At 38.2% G+C, this 20930-nt stretch carries 22 protein-coding genes; 4 read left to right on the forward strand and 18 right to left on the reverse strand.

Going from position 1 to position 20930, the window contains the following annotated elements; translation table 11 throughout:
• Positions 1–101 precede the first annotated feature (101 nt).
• Together BLU58_RS00190 and BLU58_RS00195 are read right to left on the reverse strand one after the other, a co-directional pair.
• Positions 102–572: an SRPBCC family protein gene (locus BLU58_RS00190; RefSeq protein ID WP_093290218.1), complete on the reverse strand. Its 471-nt coding sequence runs from the start codon at positions 570–572 to the stop codon at positions 102–104.
• Positions 573–718: 146 nt separating this feature from the next.
• Positions 719–1528, reverse strand: a complete 810-nt coding sequence (locus BLU58_RS00195) for a hypothetical protein (RefSeq protein WP_093290219.1) — start codon at positions 1526–1528, stop codon at positions 719–721.
• 324 nt (positions 1529–1852) lie between these two features.
• On the opposite strand from BLU58_RS00195, the gene BLU58_RS00200 reads away from it, so the two are divergent.
• The 4 genes from BLU58_RS00200 (at position 1853) to BLU58_RS00210 (ending at position 4834) form a co-directional block, all read left to right on the forward strand.
• Positions 1853–2614 carry a YiiX/YebB-like N1pC/P60 family cysteine hydrolase gene (locus BLU58_RS00200; RefSeq protein WP_176786413.1) on the forward strand — a complete coding sequence of 254 codons (762 nt, stop codon included), beginning with the start codon at positions 1853–1855 and terminating at the stop codon, positions 2612–2614.
• Between the two features lie 57 nt (positions 2615–2671).
• Positions 2672–3673: a YncE family protein gene (locus BLU58_RS00205; RefSeq protein WP_093290221.1), complete on the forward strand. Its 1002-nt coding sequence runs from the start codon at positions 2672–2674 to the stop codon at positions 3671–3673.
• 73 nt (positions 3674–3746) lie between these two features.
• Positions 3747–4232, forward strand: a complete 486-nt coding sequence (locus tag BLU58_RS15980) for a hypothetical protein (protein WP_176786414.1) — start codon at positions 3747–3749, stop codon at positions 4230–4232.
• 11 nt (positions 4233–4243) lie between these two features.
• The gene (locus BLU58_RS00210) at positions 4244–4834 is read left to right on the forward strand and encodes a TetR/AcrR family transcriptional regulator (RefSeq protein ID WP_176786415.1); all 591 of its coding nucleotides are present in this window, start codon (positions 4244–4246) and stop codon (positions 4832–4834) included.
• A gap of 213 nt (positions 4835–5047) precedes the next feature.
• Here BLU58_RS00210 and BLU58_RS00215 read toward each other — a convergent pair whose 3' ends face one another.
• The 16 genes from BLU58_RS00215 to BLU58_RS00285 form a co-directional block, all read right to left on the reverse strand.
• On the reverse strand, positions 5048–5440 hold the full coding sequence (locus tag BLU58_RS00215; protein ID WP_093290223.1) for a hypothetical protein: 393 nt from the start codon (positions 5438–5440) through the stop codon (positions 5048–5050).
• Positions 5441–5580: 140 nt separating this feature from the next.
• Complete coding sequence (locus tag BLU58_RS00220; RefSeq protein ID WP_093290224.1) at positions 5581–6315, reverse strand: hypothetical protein; 735 nt, start codon at positions 6313–6315, stop codon at positions 5581–5583.
• 29 nt (positions 6316–6344) lie between these two features.
• Positions 6345–6560, reverse strand: coding sequence for a hypothetical protein (locus BLU58_RS00225; RefSeq protein ID WP_093290225.1), 216 nt, complete (start codon positions 6558–6560; stop codon positions 6345–6347).
• 140 nt (positions 6561–6700) lie between these two features.
• Positions 6701–7690 carry a class 1b ribonucleoside-diphosphate reductase subunit beta gene (nrdF, locus tag BLU58_RS00230; RefSeq protein WP_093290226.1) on the reverse strand — a complete coding sequence of 330 codons (990 nt, stop codon included), beginning with the start codon at positions 7688–7690 and terminating at the stop codon, positions 6701–6703.
• A gap of 20 nt (positions 7691–7710) precedes the next feature.
• Positions 7711–9798: a class 1b ribonucleoside-diphosphate reductase subunit alpha gene (gene nrdE, locus BLU58_RS00235; protein ID WP_093290227.1), complete on the reverse strand. Its 2088-nt coding sequence runs from the start codon at positions 9796–9798 to the stop codon at positions 7711–7713.
• Between the two features lie 10 nt (positions 9799–9808).
• On the reverse strand, positions 9809–10174 hold the full coding sequence (gene nrdI / locus BLU58_RS00240; RefSeq protein ID WP_093290228.1) for a class Ib ribonucleoside-diphosphate reductase assembly flavoprotein NrdI: 366 nt from the start codon (positions 10172–10174) through the stop codon (positions 9809–9811).
• A 90-nt stretch (positions 10175–10264) separates the two neighbouring features.
• On the reverse strand, positions 10265–12445 hold the full coding sequence (locus BLU58_RS00245; protein WP_093290229.1) for a DNA gyrase/topoisomerase IV subunit A: 2181 nt from the start codon (positions 12443–12445) through the stop codon (positions 10265–10267).
• A 12-nt stretch (positions 12446–12457) separates the two neighbouring features.
• Positions 12458–14428: a toprim domain-containing protein gene (locus BLU58_RS00250; protein WP_218122163.1), complete on the reverse strand. Its 1971-nt coding sequence runs from the start codon at positions 14426–14428 to the stop codon at positions 12458–12460.
• A gap of 111 nt (positions 14429–14539) precedes the next feature.
• Positions 14540–16159, reverse strand: coding sequence for a single-stranded-DNA-specific exonuclease RecJ (locus BLU58_RS00255; RefSeq protein WP_093290231.1), 1620 nt, complete (start codon positions 16157–16159; stop codon positions 14540–14542).
• The gene (locus BLU58_RS16220; RefSeq protein WP_176786416.1) at positions 16122–16295 is read right to left on the reverse strand and encodes a hypothetical protein; all 174 of its coding nucleotides are present in this window, start codon (positions 16293–16295) and stop codon (positions 16122–16124) included. Before BLU58_RS16220 ends, BLU58_RS00255 begins: the two co-directional genes overlap by 38 nt.
• A 9-nt stretch (positions 16296–16304) precedes the next feature.
• Positions 16305–17357, reverse strand: a complete 1053-nt coding sequence (locus BLU58_RS00260; protein ID WP_093290232.1) for a hypothetical protein — start codon at positions 17355–17357, stop codon at positions 16305–16307.
• 23 nt (positions 17358–17380) lie between these two features.
• Positions 17381–18895 (reverse strand): DnaB-like helicase C-terminal domain-containing protein, encoded by a 1515-nt coding sequence (locus BLU58_RS00265; protein WP_093290233.1) that lies wholly within the window; start codon positions 18893–18895, stop codon positions 17381–17383.
• A 14-nt stretch (positions 18896–18909) separates the two neighbouring features.
• Positions 18910–19488: a hypothetical protein gene (locus BLU58_RS00270; RefSeq protein ID WP_093290234.1), complete on the reverse strand. Its 579-nt coding sequence runs from the start codon at positions 19486–19488 to the stop codon at positions 18910–18912.
• A gap of 12 nt (positions 19489–19500) precedes the next feature.
• On the reverse strand, positions 19501–19785 hold the full coding sequence (locus tag BLU58_RS00275) for a nucleotide modification associated domain-containing protein (RefSeq protein ID WP_093290235.1): 285 nt from the start codon (positions 19783–19785) through the stop codon (positions 19501–19503).
• Positions 19786–19853: 68 nt separating this feature from the next.
• On the reverse strand, positions 19854–20351 hold the full coding sequence (locus BLU58_RS00280; protein ID WP_093290236.1) for a hypothetical protein: 498 nt from the start codon (positions 20349–20351) through the stop codon (positions 19854–19856).
• Positions 20352–20443: 92 nt separating this feature from the next.
• Entirely contained in the window at positions 20444–20923 is a 480-nt protein-coding gene (locus tag BLU58_RS00285; RefSeq protein WP_093290237.1) for an AAA family ATPase, read from the reverse strand.
• Positions 20924–20930: the final 7 nt, after the last annotated feature.

The raw sequence follows: 20930 nt of genomic DNA on the forward strand, positions 1-20930 counted from the left end.
CTCCAAACGATTGTTTACAGCAGAATCTAATCTGCATCTTGATAAAATAACAGTTTTATAAATTACACTTCAGCTTAAGGACCTATCTACTCCATTCCCTTTTAAGGGGTATTGATCGAGCACATTTGTTCAGCAATCATCTTGATATGTTCATTTCTTTTCATTAGGAATTTTTTCATATAATTCTCCAAGAACAATCGATCTGCCAAGTTGCCTAAATATCCGAGTGGTGAAGTATAATCGAAATGATCCAACATAAGTGCCCCGTTTCCTTGTTCAATAAAACGATGCTCATGTCGAAATTGTTTAAATACACCGCTCACCATCTCATCTACAAAGTAAGTCGGTGGATCAAATTCAGTAATCTTAGCAGTAAGACGTTGTTTGATGCCAAAATGGACAGCTTCCCAAGTAACGGTTTGATTTAGCTCAATCAAGCCACTTGTAACGCCTGCAATCGCACGTTCGTGAGTATGAGCGGTTGATTCCATATGCACATCGATGGAGCATGCTAAGTCAAAGCAAACTTGGATAGGAGCATTGATGTGAAGCTCTGTTTTGATTATGGGCATGTTTTTTCACTCACTTTTATTGATATATGATAAAAATATAATATGGATTTTTTCAAATGAAGCATGGTGTTGAAGGAAAGTTTAACATGCGAAGCTAATGCTATATACGCCCTATCATATGTACTCAATCTCTAACATAAAAAAATCTATCTATCTCCCTCGATTCCCTTTTTTAAGCCTGATTGATATATATCCCGATTCTTTTGCAACAAAGCCCGACAGTCCTCCACCCATTCTTCAGTAGTAAATCGCAATCCCTTTTCCGTGATCGTCTTCAATTTCCCTTCTCTTGAACACCTACCAATATAACTGAACGATAGTCCTAATTTCTTTGAAGCATCGTTCAGGTCTAACCATCCCTCTTCTCTCATCTGGTTAATCAAGTTTGATTTCCACTGATGCGCCTTAGATAATCCATCGTAACGATGTGGGCGATTCCTCTCTAATAAAACTCGCCACTCCTCCACCCACTCTTCAGTAGTAAATCGTAAACTTTTTTTCATGACTGTCTGCAAGCGCCCATCAGTAGCACATTTTCGAGCATAATTATAGGCTAGTCCCAGTTTCTTAGAAGCATCATATAAATCTAGCCATCCTTCCTCTTTCATTTGCTGGACAAATTCGGGTATCCACGATTGGCCCCTTCTAGCCCTGCCCATATGCTCTCTTGCTTCTTTAGGCACGATAACTTTCTTATCTTTCGCCATTAGAAGACCAACAGGCATAACCTCTTTCTTGAACCATTCTGATCGTTTCTGCCCATGCCTCCTCATCTTTCGTCGGGTTTCATGAGATACTATCGGCAGGTTAAAAGGTATATTGTACTCAATCTTGAATTCTCGAATTCCCTCATAGCCATGTTTATAGTGAAGGTGCGATCCTGACAATGATAATAAATTTTCTTTACAGATGGGACAAGTAACGTATTGCTCAAATATATAGTCTTGGATGTTCATGATATCCTCCATCATTCGTGGCCTTATTAAATTAAAAATAGCATTTTGATTGTTTGAAAACAACCAAAGCGCTATTTATTAAATCAAATCTGAATAGATTATTTTGTTAATCCGTTATCCCGCCTTTTCAAAGGGATTTACAAAAACACCATTTTAGCTACTTTTTGATCTATTTTTAGATTATAGAATTTTCATTTTATAGTATTGACAGCGTACTTCTCTTTAAATATACTAACTAGTATTAAATATACTTATTAGTATATTTTGTGTTATCAAAAATTATCGATGCTCGAAATAAAATTTAGATGTGGGAGTGTTCAATTTATGGTTAAGAAAATAGTGGCAAGTTCTTTAGCTGTAGCCTGTTTACTGACGACTAGCAGTGTCTTTGCTACAGAATCAGAGTCTTCTATCCAGAAAAAGATAGCAGAAGCCAATCAAGATATGCAGGAGACTATTAAAAATATGCCGAAAGAAGAGCAAGGAGCGGCAGAAAAAGAGTGGGAACGTTCGCAGAAAGTTTATGAAGAATTCCTTCGTAAAGAGGTGAAAGTCGATTCAGAAAAAGTAGCAGAAGCGTTGCGATTAAAATTCAATGATCCAAACATCACGGTAGAAGATGCAAAAAATCTAGGAGTATTAGGGTTTCCACCTAGCCACCATACCCGAGGAGATGTTTTTATCACTTGGGATAACCAATCTTCTAGCTTTAGATATGGGCATGCAGGGATTGGCTCACATACCACATATCTCACTGTAGAATCTTTTCCAGAGGATGGAGTGGCGTATAAAGCTCGTAGTAGATGGCCTCGTTTGATGAATAAATGGGCGGCCTATTTGGTTGATGGTGCGAAGAGTGATGAGTACCAATCAGCCGCTAGTTTTTCAGAAAATAGTATTGGAAAGCCTTATAGTTGGTCGTTTTTAAATAAAAAGAGAACAGACAGATATTACTGTTCGTCACTTGTTTGGAGAGCATGGGTAAATCAAGGCTACGATTTAGATGCCGATGGTGGAGGAGGAGTTTTCCCGTTTGACATTGATAAGAGCAAAAAAGCAATCGCCTATTACACGGAAGGCTTTTGATGAATAAGTCGGTGGAATTTCCACCGACATCTTTTTTAAAAGGGAGTGGATGGATAGATGGTAAGAAATAATCGAATTATCAAGTTTCTATTATTGTCTATGGTTATTTCCGTTTCGATTGGATGTCAACCTGATGGATTAAAAGGTGGGTATGGAGTTATCTTTACGAACTGTGTTGGGAAAGAGAGTGAATTTGTCAGTTTTGATGAATCGGGTAAGCTAGTATCAGAAATTCCTTTCGAAGCAAGGTGTAGTAATAAAGTGCAATATCATCCCTCTGGAGGATACACCTTGCCTGCTGACAGCGATAAGAAAATTACCCGCATCTCCAAAGAAGGGAAAGTGGAAATAGAGAAGGTTCAAGCACATGTTCCATTTATTAAAGAAACACCTGAATTGACCGTAATCGGCTACAATAACGACACCAAAAAAAATACGTTAGAATTCCGAGAAGCAGGGGGGGGGAAGTTACTTGAATGGAAGGGGGTTTTAACTGATGTTCAAATGGATGAAAAGTATATTTATATCCAATCAAGCAATATGAAACCAGAGGGTCCTTTTGAGCCTGTAGTCCTCGTGATTGATCGGAAAAGTAAAGAAGTGATCAAGGAAATTAAATTAGAGGAAAAATATGGAGTAGCTTTGTCAACCGAACTGCTACCTCATAAACTGATCATTCCCTCACAGGAAGATCAATCGGTTGCTTCGATAGATTTAAATACATGGAAAGTAGAAAAACATTCCATTCCCTTTACTAAACCAGAAATCTTAGCAAAACATGGAGATCGATTGTTTGTGGTGAATGCTCAGGGAGAGTTGGCAGAACTAGATCAGCAAATGAAGGTGGTTAAACATAAGAAAATCAGTTCTGCCAATATCGTAAGCATGCGAGTTTTTCCAGATGGTCTTTACCTTCTCAGACGGGAGGACAATCAAAAGGTAACAAAATCAAGTGGTTCCATTGAAATTTACGATCTGGATAGTTGGGATCTGAAGAAAAAAATCACATTGCCAAATAAAGAGATGGTTCCATTAGATGTGATTCGATTGAAGAAATAAGCATGTTGGCGGTTTGATGGAAAAGACAGTCGTTGGAACTTTGTATGCAAATAAAAACAGGAGAGGTTTTTCCGTGACTACCCTTCTAAAGAAAATAATGTCAGCATTACTAGCTTCTTCTTGGGCTATCCTGATAGTGCCGATAGTAGAAGTTTTAAGTAGAAATAATGGCAAATTTCCCTTCGATACGCTAGATACGATGTTTTCTCTTGGTTTTTTGGTTCTTGTCGTAGTCACTCCTGCAACTTTCATATTTGGAATTCTTGCTTCGTGGATTATCGACATAACCACACGTAAATGGGCGAACCATGCTCTCTTCCGATTTATTGGTTACCTTCTATTTGGAACCTTGTCTGGTATCACCACTAATGATGATAAATTCTTATTCTTAATCTATGTTTCAGGTATCACAGTCTCTATCCTCTTTTTTATAAGCAATGAATTTCTATCGCAAAAAAAGAATTGGCCACCAAGCACTCGAATATGGGTCATACTTCTCATTCCTTATCTGTTCTTATTCTCACTATTCTTATGCCATTATTTCGGAATTTTATATTAGGGAGAGGGAAGATGACGAAACAACAAAAACGAACTACTACCACGATAAAGAGAATCAAGAATGCTGGTCTTCGCTTATTTGCTCGCAGGGGTTATCATGCTACTAGTGTGGATGAAATCGTGGAAGAGGCTGGATATACAAAGGGTGCTTTTTATGGTCATTTCAAAAGTAAGGAAGAATTGTTCTTGTCAATCATGGATGAGCGAATGATCCTGCATCAAACAGAGATTGTGAAGTCCTTTCAAGTTCATGAAGATGATGGACTGATAACGATCACACGCCAATTGGAATACGTCATACAACGGGCTCAAGATGATTCATGGGCATCCATTTACTTCGAGTTTCTAGCGAACACTCGTCGGAATCCCGAAGTACAGAAGAAACTTGCTCTGATGTATAGCAGGTGGAGAGAGTTTGTAACAGGCTTCTTTCAGAATCTACAAGAGAAAGGACTTATCAAAATCAATATAGATATACAACTACTGGCCACCACCATAATAGCCCTCTTTGATGGCTTTAATATTCAATCTTATATCGATCCACACGAAGATTCCAAAAAACAAATTCAGATCATCTCTCATCTTTTAGGAGTTGAGAGATGATCTGTTCAGCACTGAAATGACTTGAAAATCTTATAAGATTTTCAAGTCATTTTTAGTTGAATGTCTGATAAGGCTTACGTACTATTTTTATACGCACCCCTAGATGACATTGTTCTTGAATTCACAACTGATAGTTTAGCAAACAGGTTAAAGAATTCATTTAAGATATAGATAAAGTCTTCTACTGTTGATGATCAGAGGATTGATCCATTTTTATCGCTCTGTATCTATAATTCCTTTTTCTTTTTCTATCAAAATTTCACTTTCCTTCACAGAAATTACTTCCACCTCATCACAGTAAAGTCGAATATCGCCCTCTACATCGTCTAATTCATATTTCTGTTCCCAACCTTCTTCCTCGCGATCAATCAAATCAAGTGTAGGTGAATTTCCATGCCACAATCTATCAATATAAAGTCCCTCTACTCCGATAAAACGAATATGAGCCTCATATGTTTTATTTTCTTCTAAGAATAAGCCCTTCAGATCAACGATCGGGGTTGTTTCGGGATCGTGAAGTCCTTGATATGGCATTTCGGTATAAAAGTGAATATCAAATATATAATCGAGTCTACGGATTAAGCCTTTCATTTCTAAATAATCCACTATTATCCCTCTTTCAATGTTGTAGATATAATAGAACCCATTTGCATGAGAGAACTCTGCTGAAACGGCTTTGTCCCTTAAAAAATCGGCTCTAGGAAAAATATTAAGTTATACATACACTCGTAGAGTAGTTTTATCTGTTAGTCTTTATTGTAATAATAAGCTTTAACAAAAGAATACTCCCTGCCCCTAGCTTCACACCACTCTACAAATCCTCGTGACTGATCTTTTCTAAATAAATTCCAGTCATCCAACAATTTTTTATAATAGATAAGATCAAGATAGTTTGTATTCTTGGTTTGTTCGCATTCTACTCTACCATTCAGCTCCTGTATCTCTCTCATAAGATCAATATCTTTCTCGTTGCTTCCTAGATATAAGTCCTCAGAGATATGATGGAATGAATACCAAAGTGAATCAAAATGTATATCAATTAATCTCGATATGGCTCTTTGTTCATTATTACCTCCCACTTCAATTGCTTTATGTAAATAAGTCATAGATACATCTAAATCAATGCAATTATTCCTTCTCAAGAATAAGCCATACCATCTATAGGGTCTCGGGTCCTGCGGGATCAACTTCATCCACTCATTGAGAACAGGTTTTAACAAGTTTTCATCTAACTGATAAACAAGCACATCATACACATTAAACAAGCCTACAATTTTAAATTCCTCAATTAGACCAAACAGCCATATAACAAAATCTTGCTGATTCCTCTGATCCCAATTTCGTGCCTCATCAATAAATAACTCTAGTTCTTTAAAAGACTGCTTTCGCAACCCCTTGGCTTTAAGAAAACAAAACTCTTTAAATAATGGATACTCAACTAATTTATCATTTTCCAATATCTTAGCTAAAATTGTTTTCATGCTTTCTCCCCCGTACAAGATACATATCTTTATTCAAGTATCTTCATTGAGCCATTATTTCTCTTTGTTTCATCCCTTTGCTCCAGTAACTCTGCAATTATCATTCGAAAAAGCGAAACATTTTCTCTCGACATATCTATAAATGGGACTTTATCTAATTTTTCATATAAGGATTTCAGTTCAGCACTAGAGGGCTTCTTTAAATCCTCCTCGTTTACTCTCTCACTCTCAACATCTTGAGACATATTGACCTCTCATGGTTAAACTCCTTCGAAACGTTTCCGTTTTTAACAAAATATAGAGAGCATTCAGTTTGATAGCCCTCTATATTTACCACTTTTGTCTGCATAGCAAACCTGTCTATCTGTTCATATCGAAGAATATCCTACAATCGATCGAATACAAAATCTTCGTCCGTCAGAGATTCAACATTAACCGTTTTAATGTAGCCATTTCCTTTGGTAGAAAAGAAATCATGTGTCTTCGTTTGAGTACTCAAGCCGTTCAGGATAATCGGATTGATCTCTTGCTCCTTATATATCGGTTCCAAACCAAGATTCATTAGAGCTTTGTTCGCATTATAGTGCAAAAATGCTTTCACCTCGTGATCTAATCCGATGGTCGAGTACAGATCCTCTGTGTAACGATACTCATTTTCCATCAACTTGGCTAACAGGGACATTACTCCAGCGGATACCAAATCCTTCTCTATATCAGAAAGTTGATCATACGTTTCTTGAGCTAATTTCCCTACATATAATCCATGAATTGATTCATCCCGAATGATCAAGTTGATGATCTCTCCCGAAGCAATCATCCGTCCTTTACCATCCTCAGCTCCTCCCCCTCCAGCTAGATAGAGCGGATAAAAGAACCCTGAGTAAAAGAGAAACGACTCTAAAAACACGGATGCAACCATTGCCATGTACAATGATGATCGGTCAACTATGCTCTCATAATACTCCTCTATGATCTGTGCTTTGTGTTGCAAATATTGGTTCCGTTCAACCCATTCAAAGACCTCATCGATCTCTGAACCATTTAATAATGTGGTAAAAATAGTAGAGTATGATTTTGCATGAATGGCTTCCATCATCCCCATAAAAGAGAGCAATGCTTTCCTTTGCAAACCCTCTACATTTTCAGCTATTTTCGGCATTCCTATCGTACTTTGTTTAGTATCAAGCAAGGTAAGTCCTCCAAGGACTTTCTTATATACATCTCGCTCATCTTCTGTTAACGACTTCCATATAGAGTGATCCTTCGTCGGAACAAATTCAGTATCTAGCCACATCTGAGAGAAATTTTGATCTAAAAACTCCAATGTATAATCATCATCTTTTGTATTGTAGTTAATTGCTTTATGAATCTTCATATCCCGTGGATGCTCCTCTCTTATATTGTGCATGATACACAGTCCTGCGCTTCTAAGTTTCGAGTCCTTGTATAATAGAGACTTTTCAGCCCTTTCTTGTGTCCATATATATAGAGACGAGAAAGCTCTTTGGTTGAAATATCGCTATTAACAAACAATGTGCAACTAATACCTTGATCGATATGCTTTTGCCATGTAGCGATCACATCAATCATGTCGTACATATCCATATCATAAGCCGTTCTATAAAACCAAAATGTTTCTGGACTCAAAAATGGCATGGGGTAATGAGTAGTCGAGTCTGCATATACACGAGTTTCAACATGTTCGGTGATTGGCATAAGCCCAGATGTTGCATTCTGGATATACGAAATAGAACCTGTAGGTGCAATGGCGTTCAAATAAGAATGATATAAACCGTATCTCTGGATATCGGATATTAATTGCTTCCAGTCTTGAACAGTTGGTACATAAATATCCTCCATTAATGATTGAACCTTTTCCGTTGTGGGGTTAAAGTCTTGCTCGGTGTAATTCTCCAGACCTTTGCCTTGTGCATACAAACTCTGGTTGAAATGTTGAAATGCCTCCCCTTTCTGCTTTGCAATTTCCATGGATCGTTGCAAAGAGTAGAAGCGGATCATCATTCCTAATATATCTGCCAGCTCAATCGATTCTTTACTTCCATATGCCATCTGATTTTTTGCCAGTAATCCATGCCAATTCATAACTCCCAGTCCGATGGAACGCATATCATCGTTTGCGTTCTTTATGGAAGGCACTTCTGTGATGGACGTTTTTTCTGCCACCGTTGTTAACGCATCAATTCCTAACTTAACTGACTGCTCAATCGAATTATGTTCAACGATACTCACTAAATTCAGCGAACCCAAATTACAAGAGATATCATATCCAAATCTATCAATGCCCGAATATCCTTGGATATCCGAGGGGGTTTGTACTTGAAAGATTTCGGTACAAAGATTACTCATTCGAATGGGAGCCACCTCGGATAGATGGTGATTTTGATTCGCATTATCTCGGTACATGAAGTATGGATATCCACTCGCCAGTTGAGTCTTAGCTATCAACGTCAACATCTCACGAGCATCTAATTTTCGCTTCTTTACATCGGCATCGTTTATGAGTTTCTCATACCACTCGTCCATGTTCATTTCATCCAAATGGATTCCATATTTTTTATAGATTGAATATGGCTGGAAAACGAAAAACGGCTCATTCTTCTCAGCTATCTCAAAGAATTTATTAGGCACGATCACACCAATTGAGAGTGTTTTCAAACGCTTCTTTTCATCTACGTTAATGTTCTTTGTTGATAGGAAATCTTCAATATCAGAGTGGAAAATATTTAAATATACCACACCACTCCCCGATCTCTGACCTAATTGGTTGAATTTCGAGAAGGTATCCTCTAAAATCTTCGCTATCCCCACAACGGAGGTAGAAGCTCCTTCAATCCCTTTTATTGGGTCTCCAGATCCACGGAGTTTTGAAAGATTGACTCCGACTCCACCACCAAAGCGACTTAATTGAGCACAAGATTGTACAACATACATAATCCCTTCCGTCGTATCAGGACAATCCAGCAAGAAACACGAGACCATCCTTCCCCCCCTCTTTCGGCCTGAGTTTAAGAAGGTTGGTGTTGCGGGTTGATATTCTTGGTTAATAAGCACATTCACAAGTTCTTTCGCTTTTTCGAAATCCCCATCGGCTAAGAACAGAGCATTGATTGAAATTCGATCTTCATATCTCTCTAGGATCTTCTCACCATCATTGGTTTTCAAAGCATAATTGTTATAAAACTTGAATGCACTCATAAACGACGGAAATCGGAATTTCTTGGCATAGGACATGTCATATATCTCTTTTATCTGCTCATATGTATAGGGTTCAAACACGCTCGAATCATAGTAGTCATTCTCAATTAAATAGTCCAATTTCTCTTTGAGATCATGGAAGAAAACGGTGTTTTTATTTATGTAGTTAATAAAGTATGATTTCACAGCTTCTTGGTCTTTCTCAAGTTGAAAAAAGCCGTTTTTTAATACCTTCACTTCATTATTTAGCTGAATATAGTTCGACATTGCAATCTCCTTAGCTGTTATTGTCTAGCTCTATGATTCGATTCTTAATCTCTTCAATATCCTTTTTCGTACCACTCAGTTCAAATTTCCCTAGCAACGGCACTCCAAACTGAGAAGCAATCCTCTCGCCTGCCATTGCAAAAAGAGGTATCCAATTTCGATTCCCACTCGATGCAACACCTCTGAGGTTGATAAAGTTACCTCGTAATAGAAACTTCATTGTAGTGGATGGAACATCTCCTCTTCCACAGGTATATGTCACCAGTACAAATGGTTCTTCTATTATAAGCCCCTCTTCAATTTTCATAGCTCTCATACCTAACTGCTTGACAAACCTCTCCACATTTCCAGTCAAACTATCGAATAAAACTAACATTTTATCCACCCGAAATCCTATTGAATTGTCTGTCCTATATCAGTTGAACAGTTAGAGGCAACCACATTTGGCAGTGCCTCTAACCTCTCTCTATATTAAAAGTCCTTGTCCCAAACGCTTCTTTTTCATATCGACTAAATCGGTAAAATCACCCTCACGGTAGTACTTCCCAACTCCCGCACTCAAGGTTCGATAGTACTCTCGTTCCTCATATCCTTCGGTTGATAATCGATGATAATCGGATACAAGGCTTGCTTTCTTCGACTTCATGAGCTGAACCCCAATGGTAGTCTTACTTGTCTTGGGATTTATCATAGACGTGTTTACTACGATGATTTTATCAATGGTTGATAGAGCCATGAGGTCATAGTCTTCTTGTGTGGCATCCCAATAGATCGGCTGTTTATCTGCATAGGCATTCTTTAACATGGTTCGGTTGTGCTTTGTACTGTAGGCGGACAAGTCGATCTTAGCTACCTTCCCATCGTCAAAACCGATGATTAGATGTCCCTTATAGTCGTTAGTGACCGTCACATAAAGAATCTCTTCATCCTTTAGCCCTAATAGGGTTGGTAAAAACTCTCCGAGTGATGACGGTTTGTGATCATCTAACTCATACGTTTTATATTTGTAGCAATTTTGTTGATTCGTGAAGATGAGGATATCTGAGTTATTTGTTGTATCCATTTCTCTCACTACTTGATCGCCATCTTTCACCTTCAATTGATTACTACTACGCAACGAAACCAATGGAATCTTCTTTAGATACCCTTCCTTTGTTACAAATACTCGTACATTGTAGTTCTCGATAGAAATCTGCTCTTCTTTCATCGACGACAAATCATCCACATGAATAATTTGTGAGCTTCTTTCCTTACCATATTGGCTCTTCACACGTTTCAGTTGCTCGACAATCACTTTTGATCGCTTCGATGGCTCATTAATCAACCCATGTAACCCTTGAATTTCCTTTTCCAATTTTTCTATCTCTTGGATTCTGGAAAGCAAATACTCTTCATTTAAAGAACGCAATTTGATCTCTGCCACATACTCAGCCTGTAGTTCATCAATCTGGAAGGCATCCATTAAATTGCTAACTACTTGGTTGTTCAACTTCGTGCTCCGAATGATGGCAATCGCCTTATCAATATCGAGTAAGACTTGCTTCAACGCTTTTAGAAGATGCTTCTTTTTTTCCTTCTTATCTAATTCATAGATAGCTCCACGTTGAATACAATTAGATCGAAACTCAATCCACTCATGGATGATTTGTTTAATACCGAGGGTTTGAGGTCGTCCATTTACGATGATGTTGAAGTTACATGCAAAAGAATCTTCTAACGGTGTTAGCTTGTATAGCCTTGCAATCAGTCGCTCTTTATCTGTGTTGTTTTTCACTTGGATCTCGATCCCTTTGGAATCAATGCCATAAATATCATCTATATCAACGATATCTTTGATCTTGCCTTCTTTTACTAGATCCGTAATCTTATCAATGATCGCTTCAAATGTAGTTGTATAGGGTATCTGTTCAAAAATAATCGAGTTTCCTTGAATCTTATAGGTGGCTCGAATCTTAAATGAGCCCTTGCCCGTTTCATAAATTTGGTCAAAGTCCTTGGCGTTATGAACAATATGTCCACCCGTAGGAAAATCAGGAGCTAAAATATAATCGCTCACTACCGTCTCTTTGTTCTCAATATAGGTAATGGTGAAGTCAATCACTTCAATTAGATTAAAAGGAGCAACACTACTTGCCATTCCAACCGCTGTTCCAGAAGATGTATTTATTAAGATAGAGGGGTAAGTAACTGGAAGCAATCGTGGTTCTCTTAAAGTTCCATCATAGTTATCAATCATATCCACCGTATTTTGATCAATATCATGGAATAGTTCACTAGCGTTATCGGAAAGCTTAACCTCTGTATATCTTGCAGAGGCATACTTCATATCTCTTGAATATTGCTTGCCGAAGTTTCCCTTCGAATCTATATATGGAAGGAGTAATGATTCGTTATCCTTTGCCATACGCACCAATGTCTCATAGATTGCCATATCCCCATGCGGATGTAGGAACATCGTCTGACCTACAACCCCTTGAGATTTTTTGCGATTTCCTTTTAATAAACCCATCTTAAACATTGTGTACAATATTCGCCGCTGACTTGGTTTCAGCCCGTCTATTTCTGGGAGCGCCCGACTCATAATAACATGAGCGGTATAAGGCATATAATTATTCCTTAGACTATCAACAATGCTCTGTTGTGTCATGTTCAATCTCCTTTACGTCAATCCATCCTCGATATAAAAGGATAGATTCTCTTCAATATATTGCTTTCTACTCACCAAGTCATCACCTAAAAACATCTCGAAATACCCCTGAGTTTGCTCCACATCATCTTTCATTACTTGGACTAGTTTTCTTGTTTCTGGATTCATGGTGGTTTCCCACATCATTTCAGCCGTATTTTCTCCCAAACCTTTGGATCGCTGGATCAAGACATTTCCTTTTAATGTAGAGACGATCTCCTCTTTTTCTCGATCGGAATAAGCGAAGTAGGATTTATTTTGGTTGGTAATCTCATATAACGGAGACTCCGCAATAAAGACTCGCCCTTCATCAAGGAGAGTAGGCATAAGCCGATAGATCGTGGTTAGTAACAAGGTTCGAATATGAAAACCATCCACATCTGCATCGGTACAGATAATGAGCTTAGACCAACGCAGGTTGTTGAGGTCAAAGGTGTTTAGATTTTTGGCATGCTTACTCTTTACTTCAATCCCGCAACCTAAGATTTTCAACAAGTCTACTATGATCTCATTCCGAAAGATCTTATCGTAGTCCGCTTTCAAACAGTTGAGGATCTTCCCTCGGAGTGCATAGATCGCTTGAAACTCTGCATCTCTCCCTTGTTTGGTCGATCCTAACGCCGACTTTCCTTCTACTATATAAAGCTCCGTTTTAGAAGCATCTTTTGATTTACAGTTGATAAATCCATCGATACGTGCTGTCAGGTTATTAACCGTACCTGCTAACTTCTTTCTAACATCAAGTCGTGTTTTCTCTGCCTTTTCACGACTCCGTTTATTGACGAGCACTTGTGATAGGATAAGCTTTGCTTCTTGGGGATTCTCCACCAAATATACTTCTAACTGTTCACGTAACCATGTGGTGATGACTCGCTTCATAAAGTCAGAGCCAATCTTCTTTTTGGTTTGATCCGTAAAAAGTGAAATAGTGGAATAGGTACTCGTAACAATCATTAAGCTGTCTTCCACATCATCAAAGGAGATCTTCTTCTCTCCCTTGGTATATAAGTTCTGGTCTTTTAGGAACTTATCAAGGACAAAGGTAAAGGAGTTTTTTACGAAATCCTCTGGTGTACCACCATTCTCTAGCCATGAAGAATTGTGATAATAACGGCTAAATGAGGTCTCACGATTGAAGCTGAAATAGATATCTGCTTTAATCTTGTAATCCTTATCATTCTCGTTGTCTCTTCCTTTTTGTTCCGTAGTCCATTTCACAACATCAGTAAGAGAGTGTTCCTCTGAAGAAATGGATCGAATATAGTCCTTCACACCATCTTGAAAGTAAAAAACTTGCTCTTCCTCTAGTTGTTCATTCTTAAAGAGAAACTTTAAACCTCCATTCACGATCGCTTGATCTTGAAGGGTGGTAATAATGAAATCATCATCAATCTCACTTTTCCCACGAAACACTTCTGCACTCGGTCTCCAAGTGATCGTTGTACCGATCGCTATTTTTCCCTCATTTTTGCAAATCTGTATTCCATCCGATGTTTCTACGCCTTTTTCATACTCAACCTGATAGACCTTCCCACTTGAAGCATGCACTGTTACTTGAAAGAAATCGGAAGTATAATTCGTTCCCGTGGCTCCAACGCCATTCGTGCCCAAACTATACTGATAACTTCCACCGTCTTCTTCATTGTTCTGATACTTTCCACCTGCCCACAGCTCATCAAATACTTTCTTATATGACCAGTCTCCCACTCTATTTTGATCCATGGGAACTCCACGTCCAAAGTCACGCACAGTTACTGAGCCATCTACATGCTTTGTAACGATAATCTCTTTACCCCATCCCGCTCGATGCTCATCAATGGAGTTTCCTAAAATCTCTAAGAAGGTATGGTTATGAGATTCCAACCCAATCGAAGCTGGCTTGGCTCGCACTCCGCCCAGTATACCCAGCGATTGAATGGAATCTGAAGTATATGTATGACTCAAAGAAGAGACCTCCCTCATTCATTTATGCTACTAGATTACACTGCTTGTCCGAACGTCTAAAGGAACATACTATGACAAACGATGGGTACGGTCAATGTGATTTTTTCTTTTTCAAGCTAAGGAATAGTCATCGATCATGATTTGTGGGACGACGATCTTTTTCCTTAAACCAAAGTGGAACCACTCATTCCATCTCAGTTCGCCCACTACCGCTACTTCATCGAAACAACTCAATTCAGAACCATATTCTCCATCCGTTCTGAATTTGATTAGTTCACAATCATCCAAAGTATCAATCTTTATTGTATCCTTCATTTTACCGATGACAACTCTTTTATCTACCACAATCCCATTGACTTTTACAGATATCTTTGGGAATCCATTCCCTGTTATCCGATTGATTCTCTCAATTTCGTCGATATAATTCGGGATCTCCGTTATATTGATTTCTAGATCGTACATAAGAGATGGCTCGTTTATTTGTGGGATATGCCAATCAATATACCGTCCAAAGTCTTGTAGCCGCTCTTCCTTGAGAAACAATCCCCCAGCACTCTCATGTCCTACTGCCTCAATATTCCCAAACCCTTGGAGGAAAGTCTTAAAAGGAAAGCCATTATAGGTTCGAAAACTACCTGAGATTACTCCATCTATGGCACTCCCTACAATAGCAGGGCGTTGAAAAGTTTGAGCTATTTGCTGTGCAATCAAACCATTGAACCCCTTACTGGCTTGTTCATCAATGACGATCATTACTTTTTGTTTATCATCCAAATGCTTCATATAGCGGTTTGCAATCTCTTTCTGACGCTTTTTTCTTTTCTCATTTATGCTCTTCATTTCTTGCAAGATCTTATGGCAAACTCTATCATCATCTTCCAAGAGTAAATCAATCGCCAACTTGATCTTATCCATTCTCGCAACACCATTTAATAGTGGAGCAATGGTAAATCCAATCACACTTGCGTTCATCTTATCGATGTTGATGTTAGCACCCTTTAACAGTTGTTTGATACCTGTATTTTGTATGTTCTGGAGCCCATATTGGATTATAAAGCGATTCTCCAGTACATCTACTTTCATTACATCGGCGTACATCCCAATTGCCACCAGATCTAAAAACTGATAGGGATCAACTTGTCCCAAAGTATCCTCCATCACTTGAATCACCTTGAAAACTACGCCTGCCCCGCTAAGGTGTGTATTCGGATATTCGCAACCTTCTTGTTGTGGATTGACGATGGTTGCATACGGATTGAGACGTTCAATAGAATGGTGGTCGAGGATGATGATATCGACCCCCTGTTCCTCTCTAATTTCCTTACATATCTCAACATCATTGGAGGATGAATCGATAATGATTAAGAGATCGGTTTCCTCTTCGATTTGATTGATTTGATTCTCTATCCCGTGCCCCTTACTACGCTCACTGTATGTGTAGTAGAGGTTGTTCGAGTAATTATTAAGGTATCGCAACATCGTACTCGTTGCTGTTATCCCATCTGCATCTGGATCGAACGAGAGGCAAATGCGCTCGTTTTTCCCAATTGCTTTTATAATCCTGTTGCTGGCTTCCTCGATATTCTTCATCAGATACGGATCATATAATTCTTGTATAGTCGGATTAAGGAAGCGATCCATATCTTTTATTCCACGGACTTTGGCAATCTTATCGTAAACGGAGTCGTGTTTTCTAAACGACTTTTCTGGTCTTCTCTGTACCCAATCCAAACGCTTTCGCTCCTTCTTCCTCTAGATGAAAAAACTCCTTAGAAAAATATAAATTCAATTCGGCCATTTCTTTATAGCCTCTAGCAAGCACGCTCCATCTTTCCTTCCAAACATTCTTTCCCACGCCTTCTTGCATGTGACCACCTCAAACATGGATTGGATAAATATCATTCTGAACAAGCCGATTCCAAATATCTATTCCTTGATCAATAGGAGAGTTTTTTTGATGTAGTAAATTCTGTGTATCAAACATTCCAAACACCTGATGATCTTGGAGTTTCATTGCTTGGTTCTTTATGTCTTTAGCAGATTTACCTTGATCATAGCAGAGTATGATCTGAATATCTTTTCCTAAACTCTGGAGCAGACGAGCCTGCTCCAGAGAGAGTTCACTTCCCCCGATTCCAACTGTATTATATATTCCATGACTACATGCTTTCATCGGGGATTTTTCTGCTTCGAAAACATAGACTCGTCCACTTTCAAGTATATGTTCGAGAGCCCGATGATAATTAAACAGCTCTAAACTATTTTTACATTTGTATGGATAGAGATACTTCCTATCATCTTCCTCGTCTTTCATAATACGCCCCTTCACACCAACTAATTGCCCTGATTGGTTTCGAATCGGTATGGTGATTCTTTTGGTTTCCAAATCAAAACCGATTTCATATGATAGTTGTGTTTCATATGAAATTCCTTCCTCGATCCACCCTTGAAAAGGAAGAGGGCTATCTTGAAAATAGTATTGATTCAGGATGGACTCAGGAAGAATGGGATTAGTCATGTGTTCGTTAGCTGTTTTTCTCTCTTTGCGCACTTTTACTAGCCAATCGATGCTATGCACCATTTTGTCTAATTGTAGTTGGCATATTTGGCTAATATATCGTTTTGAGTTAAATACATCGCTTGGAATTTCTGCCCCAGTTTTCCGATGATGTATATAAGAAACAAGTGCAAAAATATCACCTGAAAAGTCAGCTCTACTTCGAATCACACAGGGCAAAGACTCCGTTAAACGGACTTGTACGGATCTTTTATTATCCGACTCTGGAAGACCACAAGTCAGGAGTGACCCTCGCTGTTCATACTTTAGATGATGGCATCCAATTGAATCGAGAAGAATCTCCATTTTTTCTGGACAATCTAGAAGTAGTTGTTTAATCATTTGAAAATCATTCAATACTAAATCGCTCATTCGAAGCACCTACTCATTATAAGCTACACTTTCGACATCCTCATAACATCAAAATAAGCTACTTCCTTCCATGTATTGAACGTATAGTTCACCTCATACACAATCCCTGTCTCCGCTTCGCCCTCACGGTTCTTCGCAATAAAGAGGAGCATGTACATTTTCTCTATATTCAAATCGTATTTTCTTTTTCTCCATTCACCTGATGTCTTAAATTTTTCCTCATCCCAATTGTAGGCATAAATGGCATTGCTCCCACCTTCATACTCATCCGAAAATATCAGTCGCCCCATCAATACAACTCCAGCAACTTCTACTATTTCAAGCGATTTCCCAATCGATGATAGATCTAGGGTTCGATATTCCTTCCCAATCTTCAACTGCACTGTAGCCAACGTTGCACAGTTATTGGCATCTGGTTTGATCACATCATAGAGAGTTTGGGCTGAATTACTAAACGCTTCCCACCGAGCATGATCCCCATTTCCCACTTCAGGCTTAAAGGTATCGAAAAACACGTACTTGTAACCGAGAGGTCTATATAGTTCAATCCGACTGGTGACATCATCAATGCGATACTTTGTTAACCCAACGAACTTAATCATGTCAGAACGGTGCTTTCTTAACCAATCTCTCGCTTCTAACAATTTACTCTTCGTTTCTTCATCGAAATTACCCTTTGCTAATTTTGAACGAGGGATTGGCTTATTCAAGATACTTGAGGCAACAGTAGCTATAAGCAGTGTTCTCCACTTCAATACGCCTTCCTCATTTGCGAAAATAATTCCTTTTTCATTACTTCGTAGTAGACTCATGATCCCAGTATGCATGCCAAACGAGGTTTTCCCCATTCCAGACGACATCACGAGATAGATTAAAGTCCCTTCTTTCCAACCTTTAACTTTGTTATTGAGACGAGGAGTTTCAAAAAATGGCATCCCTACCGTTTCTCCCCGATCCATCAGCTCAATCGTTTCATCTATATGATCAAGAAGGTTGTGTTCCTTCACTTCGCCAGAGTTAATGTGCATAAATGCCTCTTTGTTCTTGAACTGGAAGAACATCTTCAATTGAGAGAGGTTCATTTTCACCAGTTTATCGATTAAATGAGGATTATGAGTATTAATCAATCCGTCTTTCGAAAACTTCCTTAGCGTCCAATATTTCTGCACTTCTGTAAAATGATACTCATCATTTTCTTTATCTATATCACATTCGCTTTGTAGGAGTCGTATCGTTTCATAACCGCCAAACTCGTGATAGTAATGTCCAATGCCTTTGCTATGTTCCTTCTCATATCTGGAGTTTACAAAGGAATACACAGTGACATCATCAAAGGTACGTACCCCATGATCATACATCTCTTTACCAAGCCAATAGTAGTAAAACCAAATATCTTTGGTAAATGTGTCCCGTTCAATGGTATGACTTCGATATTTTTGGTAGAGGCTGGGTGTCCTCCATAAATATCCAACATATAGTTGCTCATGTATTTCACTCGGAGTAATAAACTTGTGCTCATGGGTTTCTTGTTCTTGCAATTGAAATCACCGCCTCATAGGAAATCCGATATATCCATTTCATCTGATTTTTTTGCTCCTACAAAGGTATATTCTCTATCCTCATGATGTTGATCCTTGGTATATACCCTTCGTTTAGAAATTTCCTCTCTCATTTCTTGTTCTCTTCTCTGTTTTTCAATGATCGGCAACTTATCACTCATAATCACTAAACCGTATCGAAATGCCTGCATAAATCCGCTAAACTCTTTCTTCCTGTTCCAATAGCGAATCGTTTCAGAGCAATGACTATATGCTTCTGAAATTAGTGAGAAATCATAACCTTCCTTGGTTTTCTTTATACGTTTCCCATAAATCTCTTCCCCATTGCGTATTTTTTGTAGCAAGGGAAATGCAACCGTTGGGATAATTTTCACATCATATATCTCTTTGATGACATCAACTAACTGATCTAATTCATTTCTTTCCTTATCTTTAAACTCTCTATCTTCTAGATGCTTCTTAAAGCAATCCTTATGGTAATACTTCTTTTGTTTGTATTGCGTTTCAAATTCCATTTCATCTTTTGTTGTGTCAGATACTTTACACCAATTGCATTTTAGTATTCGAGCCATAATTGCCTCCGTTTATTCCAGCTTTTGATGTTTTTCCAATGCCATAACTGTCATCACTGCATAGTTAGCTAAGTCAAGAAGAGTATCTGCAATGCTTTCATCTTTTACTTTTGCTTCATTAACCGATAATTGCTTTAATCTCTTCATCTTGTCATCCAAACGAATAATGGAAGATAAGATTCCATACTCTCTAAATTGGTCTTCGAAACTATTTCCATAATCAGCATTCTTCTTTATATATATTTCATGCATGGAATCCAGTACCGCCTTATGGAAATCTGTATTGGATCGGTTCATATAAGCAAATATCCTCCTAAGTTATATAAAAATAGTAGCCCTGTACGAGCTACTATTCTGTTGGTATATCAGTGTTGTTTCAATTCGTCTAAATAATCGATTGCCTTTTTTAGTGCATCCATATCATTTGATTTTCGGAAGTTAGCATCACCAAGGATTTCTCGAAATTTCTCTGCAACCTCTTTTTTTCTATCACTACTTAACTCCGCAACTTTACCCTGAATCTCCTCAATTAGTTCAGAGAGAGATTTATGTTCTCCTAGACTCTTGTTCGCTTGAGAACTCGTTTTGGCTTGTTCTATTTTGGCGGTCTCTATTGCTTCAGTGTCATTACTATATAGTTCTAGAATCGTTTTATTGAATTCACATAAAAATGTCTGAACATCCAAATCTATTTCAGTAGGGAAGTTGCGAAATCTCGTTCCACAAAGAATATTGCCGTCACTACGGAATCTCAACTTCCGCCTTTCAATTGGCTTTCCATCTTTTCCCTTTTCAACAAATAAGTCTCCGTAGATAATCATATCTGCTTCACAAGCGATAATGTCTGATGTCTTAGTTTGCAAGTTAAACGTTGTATAGTCGTATTCAAATCCATCTCGGTTAGTAATTTTTTTATTTTTTTCATGCCCGATTATAAAAACACCAAATCCTGCCTTTAGCGATCAATCTGCTTATAAATCTCTTCTGATACGAGGGTGTAACCTTTACCCCATGGAATGTCGGATATGTCAGTGTATCGTTTCCCATCTTGTCTACCCTCTCGCTTTGATATAAATGATATAGCATATCGTTCCAATGCAGTGATGGTATCGATAATGATAAAACGAAAAGGAATTTCGTCTTTGTATTCAATCAGCTCATCAATTACCTCGATAAACCCCTTACTTTCTACATTCGACGATGAATCTTCTGCGTAGTCAAAGTCTGTAACTGGAATTGCCTTTACGCCCGATATCGTCTTATATCCTATTTCTGTAGCCAATAGTAAAATAGGGTCCCAACTTCCATAATGTTCTTTAGCTAAATCAAGTGCAAAGGTTGTTTTTCCAAACTTACTTTTTCCTAACATACTAATGAAATAGCCATCCAACGAAGCGACAGGCTTATTTGGTTCCAAATGTTTTAAGAAAGACATGTATCAA

The organism is Thermoactinomyces sp. DSM 45892 (assembly GCF_900107305.1).
Taxonomy (GTDB): domain Bacteria; phylum Bacillota; class Bacilli; order Thermoactinomycetales; family Thermoactinomycetaceae; genus Baia.